The organism is Hymenobacter convexus (assembly GCF_030580955.1).
Classification (GTDB): domain Bacteria; phylum Bacteroidota; class Bacteroidia; order Cytophagales; family Hymenobacteraceae; genus Hymenobacter.
On the sequence record NZ_JAUQON010000010.1, the window covers coordinates 156,250 to 170,863 of the forward strand.

At 63.2% G+C, this 14,614-nt stretch carries 16 protein-coding genes; 8 read left to right on the forward strand and 8 right to left on the reverse strand.

Annotated elements, in window-relative coordinates:
* The first annotated feature begins 90 nt into the window (after window positions 1–90).
* Both Q4S41_RS19835 and Q4S41_RS19840 read left to right on the forward strand, forming a co-directional pair.
* Window positions 91–795, forward strand: coding sequence for an NUDIX hydrolase (locus tag Q4S41_RS19835; protein ID WP_305032872.1), 705 nt, complete (start codon window positions 91–93; stop codon window positions 793–795).
* A gap of 20 nt (window positions 796–815) precedes the next feature.
* Window positions 816–1,307 carry a hypothetical protein gene (locus Q4S41_RS19840; RefSeq protein WP_305032873.1) on the forward strand — a complete coding sequence of 164 codons (492 nt, stop codon included), beginning with the start codon at window positions 816–818 and terminating at the stop codon, window positions 1,305–1,307.
* 15 nt (window positions 1,308–1,322) lie between these two features.
* Here Q4S41_RS19840 and coaD read toward each other — a convergent pair whose 3' ends face one another.
* The 4 genes from coaD to Q4S41_RS19860 form a co-directional block, all read right to left on the reverse strand.
* Window positions 1,323–1,790, reverse strand: coding sequence for a pantetheine-phosphate adenylyltransferase (coaD, locus tag Q4S41_RS19845; RefSeq protein ID WP_305032874.1), 468 nt, complete (start codon window positions 1,788–1,790; stop codon window positions 1,323–1,325).
* Window positions 1,791–1,937: 147 nt separating this feature from the next.
* The gene (locus Q4S41_RS19850; protein WP_305032875.1) at window positions 1,938–2,807 is read right to left on the reverse strand and encodes a DUF3822 family protein; all 870 of its coding nucleotides are present in this window, start codon (window positions 2,805–2,807) and stop codon (window positions 1,938–1,940) included.
* Between the two features lie 185 nt (window positions 2,808–2,992).
* Window positions 2,993–3,499: an NUDIX domain-containing protein gene (locus Q4S41_RS19855; RefSeq protein ID WP_305032876.1), complete on the reverse strand. Its 507-nt coding sequence runs from the start codon at window positions 3,497–3,499 to the stop codon at window positions 2,993–2,995.
* Window positions 3,500–3,601: 102 nt separating this feature from the next.
* Window positions 3,602–4,201, reverse strand: a complete 600-nt coding sequence (locus Q4S41_RS19860) for a DUF4126 domain-containing protein (protein ID WP_305032877.1) — start codon at window positions 4,199–4,201, stop codon at window positions 3,602–3,604.
* 213 nt (window positions 4,202–4,414) lie between these two features.
* On the opposite strand from Q4S41_RS19860, the gene Q4S41_RS19865 reads away from it, so the two are divergent.
* From Q4S41_RS19865 to Q4S41_RS19875, 3 genes are all read left to right on the forward strand, one after another.
* A complete protein-coding gene (locus tag Q4S41_RS19865) occupies window positions 4,415–4,864 on the forward strand; it encodes a PaaI family thioesterase (RefSeq protein ID WP_305032878.1) in 450 nt (149 codons plus the stop codon).
* 345 nt (window positions 4,865–5,209) lie between these two features.
* Window positions 5,210–6,640 carry an ATP-dependent DNA helicase gene (locus tag Q4S41_RS19870; protein WP_305032879.1) on the forward strand — a complete coding sequence of 477 codons (1,431 nt, stop codon included), beginning with the start codon at window positions 5,210–5,212 and terminating at the stop codon, window positions 6,638–6,640.
* Between the two features lie 165 nt (window positions 6,641–6,805).
* Entirely contained in the window at window positions 6,806–7,345 is a 540-nt protein-coding gene (locus tag Q4S41_RS19875) for a DUF1573 domain-containing protein (protein WP_305032880.1), read from the forward strand.
* Between the two features lie 135 nt (window positions 7,346–7,480).
* On the opposite strand, the gene Q4S41_RS19880 is transcribed toward Q4S41_RS19875, so the two are convergent.
* The 4 genes from Q4S41_RS19880 to Q4S41_RS19895 form a co-directional block, all read right to left on the reverse strand.
* On the reverse strand, window positions 7,481–7,858 hold the full coding sequence (locus Q4S41_RS19880; protein WP_305032881.1) for a DUF423 domain-containing protein: 378 nt from the start codon (window positions 7,856–7,858) through the stop codon (window positions 7,481–7,483).
* Window positions 7,859–7,920: 62 nt separating this feature from the next.
* On the reverse strand, window positions 7,921–9,186 hold the full coding sequence (locus Q4S41_RS19885; RefSeq protein WP_305032882.1) for an aspartyl protease family protein: 1,266 nt from the start codon (window positions 9,184–9,186) through the stop codon (window positions 7,921–7,923).
* 67 nt (window positions 9,187–9,253) lie between these two features.
* Entirely contained in the window at window positions 9,254–10,324 is a 1,071-nt protein-coding gene (locus Q4S41_RS19890) for an o-succinylbenzoate synthase (protein ID WP_305032883.1), read from the reverse strand.
* 47 nt (window positions 10,325–10,371) lie between these two features.
* The gene (locus Q4S41_RS19895) at window positions 10,372–10,635 is read right to left on the reverse strand and encodes a KGG domain-containing protein (protein ID WP_305032884.1); all 264 of its coding nucleotides are present in this window, start codon (window positions 10,633–10,635) and stop codon (window positions 10,372–10,374) included.
* Window positions 10,636–10,929: 294 nt separating this feature from the next.
* Between Q4S41_RS19895 and egtB the strand changes: the two genes are divergently transcribed.
* From egtB to Q4S41_RS19910, 3 genes are all read left to right on the forward strand, one after another.
* The gene (gene egtB, locus Q4S41_RS19900) at window positions 10,930–12,252 is read left to right on the forward strand and encodes an ergothioneine biosynthesis protein EgtB (protein ID WP_305032885.1); all 1,323 of its coding nucleotides are present in this window, start codon (window positions 10,930–10,932) and stop codon (window positions 12,250–12,252) included.
* An 82-nt stretch (window positions 12,253–12,334) separates the two neighbouring features.
* A complete protein-coding gene (egtD, locus tag Q4S41_RS19905; protein ID WP_305032886.1) occupies window positions 12,335–13,315 on the forward strand; it encodes an L-histidine N(alpha)-methyltransferase in 981 nt (326 codons plus the stop codon).
* A 170-nt stretch (window positions 13,316–13,485) separates the two neighbouring features.
* Window positions 13,486–14,604, forward strand: a complete 1,119-nt coding sequence (locus Q4S41_RS19910) for a pyridoxal phosphate-dependent aminotransferase (protein ID WP_305032887.1) — start codon at window positions 13,486–13,488, stop codon at window positions 14,602–14,604.
* The last annotated feature ends 10 nt before the right edge of the window (window positions 14,605–14,614 follow it).

Sequence of the window (14,614 nt, forward strand, 5' to 3'; positions counted from 1 at the left end):
TGCGGCCGCTGCCCAAAGCATTTTCTCCATTTTTTCTTGATTTCGGCGGCCCCCGTTGCCCGTTATCGTTTCCCCAAGCCGCTTTTTCCGATGAATATTTTCATCAACGACATCCCGCTGGTTATCAAAAAACTCAGCGAAAAAGTGTACAAGCACAAGTTCGACCTCATTCTGAGCCCCGACGACGACTTCACGTCCAAGGACCTGGTTGGCGACGTGCTGGTGAAGGACGCCGGCCCGCTGTTCATCGACCGCCTGCTGCGCCTCATGGAAGTGAAAAAGCTCAAAAAGCTGAAGTCGTTGACCATGCTGGTCAAAAAGAAAAAGCACCTCATTCTGCACCTCAAAGACCAGTTCAAAATCGCCAAAGCCGGCGGCGGACTGGTGGTGAAGGGCGACCAGGTGCTCATGATTTACCGCCTCGGCAAATGGGACCTGCCCAAGGGCAAGCTCAAGAGCGACGAGGACCAGGCCGCGGGCGCCCTGCGCGAGGTGGAGGAAGAAACCAACATCAAGCTCGAACTCGGCGAGAAGCTGCCCAGCACCTGGCACAGCTACGCCTACAAGGGCAACAAAATGCTGAAGAAAACCAGCTGGTTTCTAATGAAGTGCCTCGATGACAGCCTCATGAAGCCCCAGACGGAGGAGTACATCGAGGAGGTGCGCTGGATGTCGCCGCAGGAAGCGCTGGCCAAGTTAGAAGATTCTTACGCCTCTATTGCCCTGGTAGTGCGCCACTACCTGAGCGAAATGGCCGGCAAGCCCGCCAAAGAAACGCCCACCGCCGGCAAATAAATAGCGTTATATTGCGGTCTATGCGACCGATTTGGGCAGGAGTAGTAGTGACAGTGACGGCGCTGGGCCTGAGCGCGTGTTCGGGCGCGCATGAGCAGGTGCGCGAGCACACCACCGCGCGCACCAGGCCGGCCGGCCGCCCCACGGCCGGCGTGGATGTGCCGTCGCTGCTCAACCTGTCATTCGACGAAATGAGCCAGCGGGTGGGGCCATCGCAGCCCCTGCCCGCAGGCTTTTCCGACCCCACGGTGGCCCCAATGCCGCAGCACAATGCGCCCCTCGATTCGATGGCCCTGTTTCGGCGTAGCGGGGTGGCGCTGGTGGTGGCCTACGACTACAAAACCCGCCGTGTGAACGACCTGCTGCTGCTGGGCAATAACGAAAACGAGCTCATGAGCCGGGCCAACCTGCAACTGGGTGCCGACCGCTACCTGGTGCTGCCCGTGTTTCGGGCGCACCAGCCCACCGAGCTCATGGGCTTGCGGGTGCTCACCACGGCCCTCAATCAGTAAGCGTCGGCTATTGGCTCAGGACGCCAGCGGAGGCAGCGGGTAAGGCAGAAAGGCATCGACGTTGCCGCCGTAGCGGTGAATGTCGCGGATGATGGTGCTGCTGATGGCGCCCAGTGCCGGCGAGGTGAGCAAAAACACCGTTTCCAGGCCGGGGTTGACGTGCTGATTGCCATAGGCAATGGGCTTTTCATACTCAAAATCGGGGCTGTTGCGCAGGCCGCGCAGCAGGAAACGGGCGCCCACTTCGCGGGCAAATTCCGCCGTGAGCCCCTTGAAGGTGCGCACCGACACCCGCGGCTCGTTCCGAAACACTTCCGCCAGCAAGGCCACCATTTGTTCGATGGGCAGATAGCGCTGTTTGCTGCTGTTGGTACCGATGGCCACGATGACCTCGTCAAAAAGCACTACGCCGCGCCGCACAATGTCGAGGTGCCCGTTAGTGAAAGGGTCGAACGAACCAGGAAAAAGGGCAATGCGGGACATGGAAGAGGGGTAAAAGGCGTCATGCCCGTCATGCTGAGCGCAGCCGAAGCATCTCTAATGCAATACTAAACTTAGTTGATTTGATTACCTACGCGGTAGAGATGCTTCGGCTGCGCCCAGCATGACGTTCAGAATCCAAAAGTCAGCCTACGCGAAATGCAGGCTGAATAAGTCGAAATACCGGTACTCGAACACGTCGTTGAGGCGGTAGCTATACTGCACGTTGCCGGGCCGAACCCCGAAGCGCACGTTGCGCACATAGGTGCGCAGCAGGCTGAAAATGGCCGAATCGGGCATGAGCTCACCCCACACCGTCACTTCGTCGTCGTCGGGGTTGAGGCCCAGCTCCTGCATCACGAGGATGGTGTAGTACACCACATCCTCGGCCGTGGAGCAGGGAAAAACGTTGCAATATTCCAGGTGCTGGCCCAGCACCACCAGCGTCAGCTCCTGCGGGCCGGGATTGAGGTAGAGGCGGCGCGGCGCGGCGGCCCCGCGCTGGTGCACCAGCCCGGCCAGCAGGGCACTGGTGTGGTGCAGCAGGCGGCCGCTGGCGCCGTGCGTGGCGCTCAGCCAATTTGCCAGGGTGACGTCGGCGGCAAACACGTTCACCAGCTCCAGGCCCGGGTGGGCCGTGTGGCGCACGGTTTCGGCGGGCATGGGCAGGTGGTGCAGGCGCAGCGCGGCTTCCTCGTCGCCGGCCCGGAATAGGGGCGCCGGCAGCAACGTGAAGGCCCGGCCCGTGACGGCCAGACGCACGGCATTCCAGCCCCGCAAGCCCAGGAAATCGTGCTGAGCCGCCAACGCCGGCAGATTACCCGAGGGCAGGGGATGCTCTTCTAACGCCACAAACTTGTTGCGCTCAACGTCGGCGGCCGCAAGCTGCAGGCGGGTGGGGCTGGCCAGCAGGTAGAGGTTGTACGCCCCGGGGTTGGTGGGGTCGAAAGTCTCATCCCGTAGGCGCAACTGCGCGTTGGCGGCGGGAACAGCGGAAGCAGAAGCAGAGGAAGCGGACACGAATTCGAAACGAATAGGCCCGAAGATAACGCTTCACTCAGCTTAATGAGGAGTGCGGAGGTCGTCATGTCGAGCTTGCCGAGACATCTTACGTGCTCAAGTAATCCTATTAGATGAGTTAGTGGTGGCACGCGAGATGTCTCGGCAAGCTCGACATGACGTTCTTTTTGCTCACTGCTCACTGCTCACTTCACAAAGTGCACCTGCGGCACGAATACATCATCGGGGCTGAGCAGATGCTGCAGTACCGGGTGCACCTGGGCAGGCGGCAGCTGCTGAAGTTGGCGCGGGGTGAGCCAGGCCAGTTCGGTGAGAAGCTGCTGGTCGGACGCGTGTTCGGGGTCGTGGCCGAGCTGGGGCTGGCTGACGTCATCGGCGATGACTTCAAAGAACAGCTCCAGTGCCTGCAGCTTGTCGGTGCGGAATTCGTGCAGGTGCAGGAAGCGGCCAACCTGCACCTGCAGGCCGGTTTCTTCTCGAAACTCCCGAACCAGGGCGGCCCGAATGCTTTCGCCAAACTGCCACCCGCCCCCGGGCGGCGACCAGAACGGCGCGTCTGCCGGCAGCAGGCCCCGGTGGGCGGCCAGCAGCAACGCGCCGTCGCGCAAGAGCACCCCGCCGATGCGCACCCGCACTTTGCCCGAATACGCGGCCAGCAAGGCCTCAGAATCAGGGATATTGGAATTGGTCATGTGAGCGGGACAAAGGTTGTTTTCAAGCAAAGAGCAGCAGAACGTGCAAGGCAAACGCAGAGCGACGGGCTTTGTTTTGAGCCAGCGCGGGAAAAGAAAAACTCAACCTTTGGTAGGGGCCGTGCCGCGCCGCCGCGCCCGCCAGCGCCGCACCCGGCTCAGCACAAACACCAGTAGCAATATGACCAGCCCCGCCGCCACCAGCGGCAGCAGCAGCGTGAGCGCCACGCCGCCAATAGCCAGCGTGTTTTCGGCCGTGGCCAGCACGGGGTTGGCCAGGCCGGCGGTGGTGGCCGTGGAGGCACCCCGCAGCAGGGCCGTGGCCGTTTGCACGAGGCCAGCAGTGCCACCTCCCACCAAAATGCCCAGCGTCCAGCGCAGGGTGGGGTCGAGGTGGGGGAGGGCCGACGTCATGAGGATGGTGCCAGCCACAAACGAGGCGGGCGTGGTGAGCGTGTCGAGCACATGGTCGACGACGGGAATGTAGTAGCCCGCGATTTCGACCAGCGTGGCCGTGGCCAGCGTGAGCAGCGCCGCCCAACTGCCCAGCCACACGAAGCCTGCCGCCGGCGTCAGGTAGCCAAAATGGTAGCTCAGGCTGGCCGCCAGCAGGGGCACAAACACCCGGAACCCGCTGCAGGCCGCCAGCCCCAGCCCCAAGGCGCCCGCCACCAGAAATTGCATTGCCGGAATCTGTTCCATAGAGTTTGCGATGGGGAAAAGCAGTGACAGCAGTTCCGGGCCCGTCGCCAGCCAGTACCTTTGACCGACCAAACTACAAAGGGGCGCTGTAGCCTGCAAATGCAGGTTTCGAGTACTCAATGGTTCTAAGGCCAGCCGAAAAGTACAACGGGGTACAAATCCCAATGCATATCTGCACCGGCTGTCATTTGCAAGCAAACATAACCGATTTCTGTGTCCACCAACTCTTCTGAAACGACGGCCGCCACCGCCGCGAATCCCGACCTTGAAGCCCGCATCCGCCGCAAGCTTACCGGGCAGCGCTTCATGCACCTCATTGGAGCCGACCTTACTACTATCCTGCCCGGCCGCGTTGAGGCCGCGTTGGACCTAGCCGAGCAGCATTTACAGCAGCGCGGCTTCGCCCACGGCGGCCTCATTGCCACGCTGGCCGATTTGGTGGCGGGTTTTGCCGCTGTTACGCTCGTGCCCGACAACTTTGGCGTGGTGACTTCCGATTTGAAAATCTCTTACCTGCACCCCGGCGTTGGCCAGAAAATTAAAGCCATCGGCTGGGTGTTGAAAGCCGGGCGCCGCCTGCACTTCTGCGAAGCCGAGGTGTGGTGCGACGACCTGCTCATTGCCAAAGCCAGCGCCACCATGGCGGTGATTGAACCCACGTAAGCGTTGGCGCGATGAGTATTTTCAAGGTTGTCGCCACGATGGCTTGGACATGTATCGCCATTTTCCTGTTTCTAATCTTGTATGCGAATTACGATGCGCACTTTAGTGCTAGCGCCAGATTAGCAAGGCGAAACGCGGAGAATATCAGGAAGATAAAAATTGGAATGGATTCTGTGCGGGTTAATCAAATTATGGGATTGCCTGTCAGCCGGTACTCAATTGGGCAAGACAACATTTTTCATTACACCCACCAGCCGGGCACTTCGAATAGTTATCAGATTGTATTTAATGCTGCCTGCCAGGTGAAAGAAGTGGGCGTTATTGACTGAGTTTAAAAATTAATAAATGCTCACCCTCCGCACTCCCTCCGTCCGCGACTATTTCCCCTACGAACCTACCGAGGACCAGGCCCTGCTGTTCACGCAGCTCGATGCTTTTCTGAAGGACCAGCTGCCGGGGCGCAAGATTTTTGTGCTGCGCGGCTACGCCGGCACCGGCAAAACCACCGTGGTGAGCGCCCTGGTGCAGTGGCTGCACAAGCTGCAGCGCAAGTACACGCTGATGGCGCCCACCGGCCGCGCCGCCAAGGTGATGGCGGGATACGCCGGCGTGCCGGCCAGCACTATTCACAAGAAAATATACCGCCAGACCTCCGGCGCGCCCTCTGAGCGGCTCAACTTTCAGCGCCAGCCCAACCGCGTGGAGCAAACGCTCTACATTGTGGACGAAGCCTCGATGATTTCGGACGAGAAAGCCTTTGGCGAGAATGGTTTGCTCGACGATTTGATGGGCTTCGTGTTCGAGAAAACCAGCAACAAGCTGCTGCTCATCGGCGACACGGCGCAGCTGCCGCCGGTGGGCCAGCTCCTGAGCCCGGCCCTCGACCCGGAGCTGCTGGCGCACCGCTTCCGGGCCACGGTGGGCAGCGTGGAGCTGCGCCAGGTGATGCGCCAGGCCCAGCAGTCGGGCATACTGGTGAATGCCACGGAGCTGCGGGAGGAGCTGCGCGAGGAAGCGCCCAATATTCAGCTGCACACCAAGGGCTTCCGCGACATCTTCAAGATGGGCGGCGACAAGCTGGAGGACGGCCTGCGCTGGGCTTACCGCAATTTCGGGCACGAAAACACCACCATCATCTGCCGCTCCAACCGCAACGCCAACCAATACAATCAGCTCATTCGGCGCGCTTTGTTCGATGCCGAGGAGGAGATTGAGGGCGGCGACTACCTGATGGTGGTGCGCAACAACTATTTCTGGCTGCCGAAAGAGTCGGAAATCGGCTTTCTAGCCAACGGCGACTTTCTCGAAATCCGTAAGGTTATCCGGCGCGAAGAGGTGTACGGCTTCCACTTTGCGCAGGCCTTGGTGCGGCTGGTGGACTACCCCGACGAGCCCGAAATCGAGGTGAAGCTGCTGCTCGACACGCTGCACACCGAGAGCCCGGCCCTGCCTTCGGACCGCAACAATGCCCTGTATCTGGCCGTGAGCGAAGATTACGCCCACCTCAAAACCAAGGCCGAGCGCTATAAGGAAATGCGCAAAGACCCGTACCTCAACGCCCTGCAAATCAAATTTGCCTACGCCCTCACCTGCCACAAGGCGCAGGGCGGGCAGTGGCAGGCTGTATTCGTCGACCACGGTTTTTTGAAGCCGGACGAGCCGTTGGCGGGCGAGTTTGCGCGCTGGCTCTACACGGCCATTACGCGGGCCTCGGAGCGGCTGTTTCTGCTCAATTTTCAGCAGAAGCTGATTAGCGACCCGGTGGAGGAGGACTAAAACGGCCTCGGCGGGTGGAATTTTAAGTCCGGCGGCTTGGTTTAGCAGGCTTCACTGTTTATTCAGGTTCGGCTGGCTAGTTTGGTCGGAAATTTGTGAGTGCGTCCGAAAGCACTAAATTTGTTAAAACCCAACGCTCATCAACGTTTTCCCTCTTCGAATTTTATGAAAAAAACCTTGCTCCTCGCCCTGAGCCTGACCGCCGCTGCTTACACCGCGCAGGCTCAGACTGCTACTACGGCCACCAAAGCCGCCGCTACGGCCGGCCCCGCCATCACGTTCGAAGAGTCGAAGTATGACTTCGGTTCCGTGGTGCAGGGCGGCACCGTCGACCACACCTTCAAATTCAAGAACACCGGCACCGCGCCCCTCGTGATTTCGAACATCGGCGTGAGCTGCGGCTGCACCACCCCCGAGTGGACGAAAGAGCCCGTGATGCCCGGCAAATCGGGTACCATCGCCGCCCACTTCAACTCGGCCGGCAAAATGGGCATGCAGAACAAAGTGCTGACCATTGAGTCGAACGCCGCCGCTGGCAGCACCACCGTGTCGCTGGTAGGCGAAGTGAAAGAGGCTTCGGCCACGGCCAACGCCGCCCCCGCCATGACCGCCACCACCACCGCCGGCGATGCCAAGGTGAAAATGGACGGCAAAAAGACCAAAGAGAAAGTTGGCGACGCCAAAATGAAAACCAAATTGAAGTAAGCTTCAGCTTTTGTAGATGAAAAAGGCAGCCTGCGTAAGCGGGCTGCCCTTTTTTATGCTTAAGGTTTGCGTTGAATGATGTTGAGAAGCGCTGAACGTAATGTCGGGCTTGCCGAGACATGCCGTTTAGGGGGCCTACAGCTCGCGCACGGCCAGTATCAGGCTGACCCAGCCGGCCAGGAAGAGCAGGCCGCCCAGCGGCGCCACCGCGCCCAACTTGGTGATGCCCGTGAAGCAGATGCCGTAGAGCGAACCGCTGAACACCACAATGCCGCCCAGCCACAGCCAGCCGGTGGTGCCCAGGCCGCGCAGCTCGGGGCGGGCGGCCCAGAGCGCGCCCACGGCCAGCAGCGCCAGCACATGGAAAAACTGGTAGCGCACGGCCGTTTCGAAGGTGTCGAGGCGGCCGGCTTTCACCAGCGAGTCGTGCAGGGCGTGGGCCCCGAAGGCCCCGATGGCCACGCCCAGGCCGCCAAACACAGCGGCGAGTTGAAGCAGAAGTCGAGCAGTCATAAGCAGCAAAAAAAGTTAGCGGGAACGGCCGCGAAGGTACGGCCGCGGGCGCCAGCGGCAGCTCAGATTTGGCGCTTCAGGTGCATCGACACCGTGTGCAGGTCGCCATTGGGCCGGCGCAACACCATGAACACCAGTCGCCCATCCTCGGTGCGCAGCAGGCGGCTGAGCTGGGTAAGGGTGAAAACGTTGGCCGGCAAAAAATTGATGCTGACAACTTCCTCGTCGCGCTCCACGCCCGCGCGGTAGGCCGGCGAGTCGGGCACCACGCTCAGCACCAGGTAGCGGCGGTAGTCGGGGCCGGTGGCCAGCAGGTCGAGGCCGCACATGTCGTGCTCGAAGGGTTCGGACAGGCGCAGGTTGGGCCGCAGCAGCAGGCGCTCGTGCGGGTAGTCCACTATCAGCGAAAAGCGCTTGAGCAGCTCGTAGCCCACGTTGCCGTTGCGGGGCACATCCACGCGGCGGTACACGTCGGCCGCGTCGGGGAAGGAGGTCAGGACTGAGCGGAGCTTGTAGCGGCCCAGGTGCAGCGCCGCCACCCGGCCCAGGTAGCCGCGCACCGTGCCCGTGAGGCCCTGGCCCAGCTCGGCGGGCAGGCGGCGGGCGGGGCCCACCAGGCGCGGGTCGGAGTCGGTTTCGAGCGAGAGGGCGTGGCTGGCGCCCGTGTCGAGCACCAGCTTCAGGGTGAGGGTGAGCGAGTCGTTGAGCTGCACCGGGGCGTTGAAGTAGGCCTTGCCTTTTTCCAGCGAAATAGGCAGGCTTGACCAGCTCCGGCCCCGCGGCGCCTGAAAAGTGGCCGGGTCGGTGAGCACCATGAACGACTCCTCGGGCCGTAGCGCCACCACAAAGCTGCGAAACAGCTCCGACCCCAAAATGCCGTAGATGGGCACGCCCACGTAGCCCGACAGGTTGAGCGCGTCCTTCTCCAGCACCAGCGGGCTGAGATTTTTCGCTTCCACGCCGCCCAGCGAGAAGCGCACGCCGCTGGTTTGGTAGGCCAGCAGGCCGGTGTCGGTGCCGCCCGCGCCCACCACCCGAAACCGCTCGCCGTGGTGCAGGTTCAGCGAGTCGGCCAGGGCCGTGGAGGTGATGATGGAGGTGCTGACGCCGGTATCGAGCAAAAAATTAAAGGGCCCGTAGCCATTCAGCATGCAGCTGACCACCACCAGGTTGCGCTGCATCTGTATCGGCACCCGGGCACGGTGGCGCCGGGCGTTGCTAAATCCGAACGGTGCCCCGGCCGGCGCCACCTGTGCGCGCGCTGCCTGGTGCATTTCCCCGCCCCAGGACAGGAAAATGGCCAACCAGACAAAGCGCGGAAGGAACATTGTGCAGAAAGCGTGAGTGGGGCGGTAAATTAAGCGAATTAGCCGCGCCTTTTGCATTCACCCGGCTTCAGGCCGGTAGTTCCCAGGTTCCCAGCGGGTCGTAGCGCAGGGCGCCACCGCCAATGTGCAGCGGCGCCGCCACGTTGTTATGGTAAAGCTGGCCCGTGCCCAGGCCCTGCGCGAAGGCCTGCACGTCGTACTCGCCCGTGAGTTGGGCCACGGCGTTGAGGCCCACGTTCGATTCCAGGGCCGAGGTAATCCACCAGCCGATGCCGCGCGCCTCGGCCAGCGCAATCCAGCGGCGGGTGGCGGCGTGCCCGCCCAGCAGCGTGGGCTTGAGCACGATGTAGGCGGGCCGGATTTCGTCGAGCAGCGCGGCTTGCCGGGCCGGCTCGCTCACCCCAATCAGCTCCTCGTCGAGGGCAATGGGCAGGGGCGAGGTGCGGCACAGCGCCGCCAGGGCGGCGGGCTGGCCGGCGGCAATGGGCTGCTCGATGGAATGAATGGCAAACTCGGCCAGTTGCGCCAGCCGGGCCGGCGCGTCGGCCGGGGCGAAGGCGCCGTTGGCATCCACGCGCAGCACAAGGCGCTCGGGGCCGGCCACGGCCCGGATTTCGGTCAGCAGCTCCAATTCGGTATTGAAATCAAGGCTGCCGATTTTCAGCTTCAGGCACGAATACCCGGCCGCCAGCTTTTGCCGAATCTGCTCGCGCATAAAAGGCGCGTCGCCCATCCACACCAGCCCGTTGATGGGCAGCGCAGCTGTGCCTTGGCTGAATGCATTGGCGTAGAGCTGGCGTCGGCCGCCGCGAGCCAGGTCCAGGGCCGCGGTTTCGAGGGCGAAGGTGAGCGACGGCAGGCCCGGACCCACGAATGCCGGCGCATCGGCCGCCGCGAAGGTGGCCAGTGCTCCGGCATTGAACCGCTCGCAAAGCTGGGCAACGGCCGCCTCGAAATCGGGGCCGTAATCGGGGCTGAGGCCGGCCAGGGGGGCAGCCTCGCCCAGCCCCACGAGGTGGGGCGCAGTGTCGTTGGAGAGGTGCAGGTACCAGGCCACGTGCTCGGCCAGGGCCCCGCGCGAGGTGCGGGCCGGAAAGTTGAAGCGCAGCACGCGCTGCGAATAGCGAAGACGAAGCATGCCGCAAAGATGCGCGGCCTGCTCTGTCTTCGCTTCGCGGGCAGGCTTTACTTGCTGCTGTTGGTCGTCTTGCCACGGCGGCTCACCAGGCCACCTTTGCGGCCGGCGTCGCGGGCTTCTTCGGCCGAAAAACGGTGGCCCCGGCCGCTAGCGTGCGAGGCTTTGCCGCCCTCACTGGCTATACGGCGCTGGGTCTCCGGGCTCATGGCGGCGAAGCCGCGGCGGCTCTTGGTGCCCACGCGGTTAGCGGGGCGGGTGGCGGCTTTGGCGGCGGTAGCAGCCGCAGTGGATGCGATGGATGAAGTTGCCATGGTGCTATTGGAAAGGGGTTAAATGATATGCAATGGTAAGGGTTGCAGGCTGTAGTCGTACCCTAATTTGGCCGTTATGTTGTGATTAGTAAGGATTTTAGGCATAAATACCACTTTGTACGGAGGAGCTTCTACGTACTTATTGTCGGGTTTTGCGTGATTATGGGATTTCTGAGCAAAATCTGTAGCTTGTTGGTAGCTATTGCGGGATATTCGGGCGGGGCCGTAACCTCGGGCGTGCTAATCCGGTTAGTGCTCTGAATGGCCTTGGTGGCCATTGTTCGTGCTGCTACTATGTCCCAAGCTTCTGCTTCCCTGGCTGCGCCCCGCGCGGCCGTCTTGCCCTGGCCGGCCCGCTACCTTGCCGTGCGCGCCCAGAGCCAAGCCCTGTGCGCCCCGCTGCTGCCTGAGGACACTGTGGTGCAGCCTGTCATCGACGTGAGCCCGCCCAAGTGGCACCTGGCCCACACCACCTGGTTCTGGGAAACCTTCCTGCTGAAAGAATACGCGCCCGGCTACCCGCTTTTCCACCCGGAATACGCCTTTCTGTTCAACTCCTACTACAATTCGCTGGGTTCGCGCGTGAACCGGGCCGACCGCGGCACGCTCTCGCGCCCGCCCCTGGCCGACGTGCTGGCCTACCGCGCCCACGTAGATGAGGCCATGACTACCCTGCTCGCCCACGACGACCTGCCGCCCGCCGTGTACGAGCTGGTGGAGCTGGGCCTGCAGCACGAGCAGCAGCACCAGGAACTGCTGGCCACCGACATCAAATACATCCTCAGCACTAGCCCGCTGGCTCCGGCTTATCTGAAAGAAGCAGAACTTGATTCGGCAGACAGTTCCGGTTCAACTCGTCATGCACCGGAAGCCTCCTGGCTGCCCGTGCCGGGTGGAATTTACACAATTGGCTTTCAGGAAGAAGGGTTTTGCTTCGATAATGAGCTGGCGGCGCATGATGTGCTGGTGGCCCCGTTTGAACTGCAGAACCGGCTCGTGACCAATGCCGACTACTTGGCCTTCATCGAGGCCGGCGGCTACCGTGATTTCCGCTACTGGATGGGCGAGGGCTGGGACCTGGCCCAGGCCGAAGGCTGGGAAGCGCCGCTGTACTGGACGCGGCGCGACGGCGCCTGGTACCGCTTCACGCACCACGGCCTGCAGCCGGTGGCACTGGCGGCACCCGTCACGCACATCAGCTTTTACGAGGCCGATGCCTACGCCAACTGGGCCGGCGCCCGCCTGCCCACCGAGGCCGAATGGGAAACCGCCGCCCGTCACTTCGGCGCCACGCCCGACGGCGGCACCTGGCTGGAAAGCCAGCGCTTCGACCCCCAGCCGCTGCCCGCCGACGCCGACCCCACGCAGTGCCACCAGCTGCTGGGCGACTGCTGGGAGTGGACCTATTCGGCCTACCACGCCTACCCCGGCTACGCTCGCGCCGCCGGGGCGCTGGGCGAGTACAACGGTAAGTTCATGGTGAACCAGCTGGTGCTGCGCGGCGGCTCCTGCGCCACGCCCGAAAGCCACATCCGCGTGAGCTACCGCAACTTTTTCCACGCCGACAAGCGCTGGCAGTTCACCGGCATCCGGCTGGCGCGGTCGGGGCAGGCGTAGTTATAAATAAGTAAATAGCCCGTCATGCTTCGCTGCGCTCTGCATGACGGGCTCCGCAACCCGAATTTCTTCCCTTTCCCGCATGCCCCAATCTTCTGTTTCGAACCCCGCCACAACCGAGCTGGCGCAGCACGTGGCCGAGGGCCTGCGCAAAACGCCCAAGGCGCTGTCGTCGATGTATTTCTATGACGACGCGGGCAGCCGGCTGTTCCAGCAAATCATGGATTTGCCGGAGTATTACCCCACGCGGGCCGAGTTTGCTATCTTTCGGGAACACGGCGCGGCGCTGGCGGCGGCGCTGAGCCCGGCGGGCAGCGCGGGCTTTTCGCTGGTGGAGCTGGGCGCGGGCGACGGCGCCAAAACCAAGCTGCTGCTGCGCGAGCTCCTGCGCACCGAAACCGACTTTACCTACGCGCCGGTGGATATTTCGGCCGGCGCCATGACGGGCCTGGTGGACATGCTGCGCCAGGAGCTGCCCGCCCTGCGCGTGGCGCCGGTGGTGGAAGCTTACGCCACGGCCCTCACGCAGTTGCGCACTTGGCCGGGCAGCAAGGCCGTGCTGTTTCTGGGCTCCAATATTGGCAATTTCGGGCCGGCCGAGCGGCTTGATTTCCTGCGCCAGCTGGCTGCCCCACTGGGCCCGGCCGACCGCCTGCTCATCGGCTTCGACCTGCAGAAGGACCCGCGCCGCATCCGGGCCGCCTACGACGACGCGCAGGGCATCACGGCCGCCTTCAACCTGAACCTGCTTACCCGCCTCAACCGCGAACTGGGCGCCGATTTCGACCTGGCCCACTGGCAGCACTACACCGACTATAGCCCCCTGAGCGGGGCCGTGCGCTCGTTTCTGGTGAGCACCCGCGCCCAGGCGGTACACATCGCGGCGCTGGAAGAAACCGTCGATTTTGCCGCCTGGGAAGTCATTCACACCGAAAATTCCTTCAAATTCACCCTGCCTCAAATTGAAGCCCTGGCGGCCGAAGTGGGCTTGCGGGTGGTGCGGGTCTTCACCGATGCGGCCGGCGATTTTGCCGATGTGGTGCTGGCGGCCCGGAAAGAGTAGGAGCGAAGGGTTAAGATGTCTGTCATTCTGAGCGCAGCGAAGGACCTTCTCACAGAGGAACGACTGGCAGTAAATAATTTTATAAACGCTCTAACTAACGTGAGAAGGTCCTTCGCTGCGCTCAGGATGACAGACATCTTACCCCTTCACTCCTAAGCTTAACTCCAACAATGACTCCCATCACCCTGGCCTCCGGCTACGGAAATTTCGCAGTGCCCGAAGTGGCGTTAGCCGCTGCCGCCCAGGCGCTGGCCACTGCCCGCCAGCGCAATGCACCGCTACCCGTGAGCCCCGCCGCCGGCCTGCCCGAGCTGCGCGAGGCTCTGGCCCAACGCTACCGCCAGCGCGGCGCCGCCAGCACCAGCGCCGACCAGGTGGTAGTAACCAACGGGGCCAAAACCGGTCTTTTTGCTTTGCTCAGCGAAATGCTGGCGCCCGGCGATGAGGTGCTGCTGCCCACGCCCAACTGGTTCGGGTTTTTCGAGCTGGTGCGGCGGGCCGGCGGGGTGCTGCGCCCCCTGCCGCTGGCCGCGGCCGACAACTACGCCCTCACGCCCGAAGCCCTGCGGGCGGCCCTCACGCCGGCCACCCGGCTGCTCCTCATCAGCAACCCCAACAACCCTACCGGGCGGGTGTATTCGCGGGCCGAATGGGCGGACCTACTGGCCGTGACGGCTGACTTCCCGCAACTCTGGGTGCTCAGCGACGAGATTTACGAGGGCATCAGCTTCGGGCCGGCGCCGGTGCCCACCCTGCTGGCCCTGCCCGACTCCGGGCAGCAGCACGTGGTGGTGAGTGGCTTTTCGAAATCGCTGGCCCTGGCGGGCTGGGGCGTGGGCTGCCTGGTAGCGCCGCTGGCCCTGGCCCAGGCGGTAGCCGCCCGGCTGTTTGCCACCGGCGTGGCCGTGTCGGTGCCGGCCCAGCTGGCCGCGCTGGCCGCCACCCGCCACGCCGATGCCATCAGTGCCGGGCTGCGCGCGCAGCTGGCGCCCAATCGGGCGCGGCTGCTGGCAGCGTTGGCCGCCCTACCGGGCGCACCCGCCACCACCGAGCCCGAAGGCACTTACTACGTATTCGCTGATTTTACCCGCTTTCTTGCCCCCGAATTGCCGGCTGCTGAAGCTTCGGCGCAGCTGGTGCAGCGGCTGGCCGCCGCCGGGGTGGAAGTGGTGGATGGGAGCACCTGCGGCGCGCCCGGCTTCGTCCGGCTGTCGTATGCGGTGGAGGAAGCGGCTCTGCGCGAGGCGCTGGCGCGGCTACGGAAGCTGTTGGTAGTGGCATCGGCTTAGTCTTTGGCCG

Bases quoted from the DNA above. Each gene is read 5' to 3' on its own strand.
- coaD (WP_305032874.1), bottom strand. From the start codon at position 1,790: ATGTCCCGCATTGCCCTTTTTCCTGGTTCGTTCGACCCTTTCACTAAC.
- Q4S41_RS19855 (WP_305032876.1), bottom strand. From the start codon at position 3,499: ATGACCAATTCCAATATCCCTGATTCTGAGGCCTTGCTGGCCGCGTAT.
- Q4S41_RS19880 (WP_305032881.1), bottom strand. From the start codon at position 7,858: ATGACTGCTCGACTTCTGCTTCAACTCGCCGCTGTGTTTGGCGGCCTG.
- Q4S41_RS19910 (WP_305032887.1), top strand. From the start codon at position 13,486: ATGACTCCCATCACCCTGGCCTCCGGCTACGGAAATTTCGCAGTGCCC.
- egtB (WP_305032885.1), top strand. From the start codon at position 10,930: ATGTCCCAAGCTTCTGCTTCCCTGGCTGCGCCCCGCGCGGCCGTCTTG.
- Q4S41_RS19890 (WP_305032883.1), bottom strand. From the start codon at position 10,324: ATGCTTCGTCTTCGCTATTCGCAGCGCGTGCTGCGCTTCAACTTTCCG.
- Q4S41_RS19840 (WP_305032873.1), top strand. From the start codon at position 816: ATGCGACCGATTTGGGCAGGAGTAGTAGTGACAGTGACGGCGCTGGGC.
- egtD (WP_305032886.1), top strand. From the start codon at position 12,335: ATGCCCCAATCTTCTGTTTCGAACCCCGCCACAACCGAGCTGGCGCAG.
- Q4S41_RS19860 (WP_305032877.1), bottom strand. From the start codon at position 4,201: ATGGAACAGATTCCGGCAATGCAATTTCTGGTGGCGGGCGCCTTGGGG.
- Q4S41_RS19835 (WP_305032872.1), top strand. From the start codon at position 91: ATGAATATTTTCATCAACGACATCCCGCTGGTTATCAAAAAACTCAGC.
- Q4S41_RS19870 (WP_305032879.1), top strand. From the start codon at position 5,210: ATGCTCACCCTCCGCACTCCCTCCGTCCGCGACTATTTCCCCTACGAA.
- Q4S41_RS19885 (WP_305032882.1), bottom strand. From the start codon at position 9,186: ATGTTCCTTCCGCGCTTTGTCTGGTTGGCCATTTTCCTGTCCTGGGGC.
- Q4S41_RS19895 (WP_305032884.1), bottom strand. From the start codon at position 10,635: ATGGCAACTTCATCCATCGCATCCACTGCGGCTGCTACCGCCGCCAAA.
- Q4S41_RS19875 (WP_305032880.1), top strand. From the start codon at position 6,806: ATGAAAAAAACCTTGCTCCTCGCCCTGAGCCTGACCGCCGCTGCTTAC.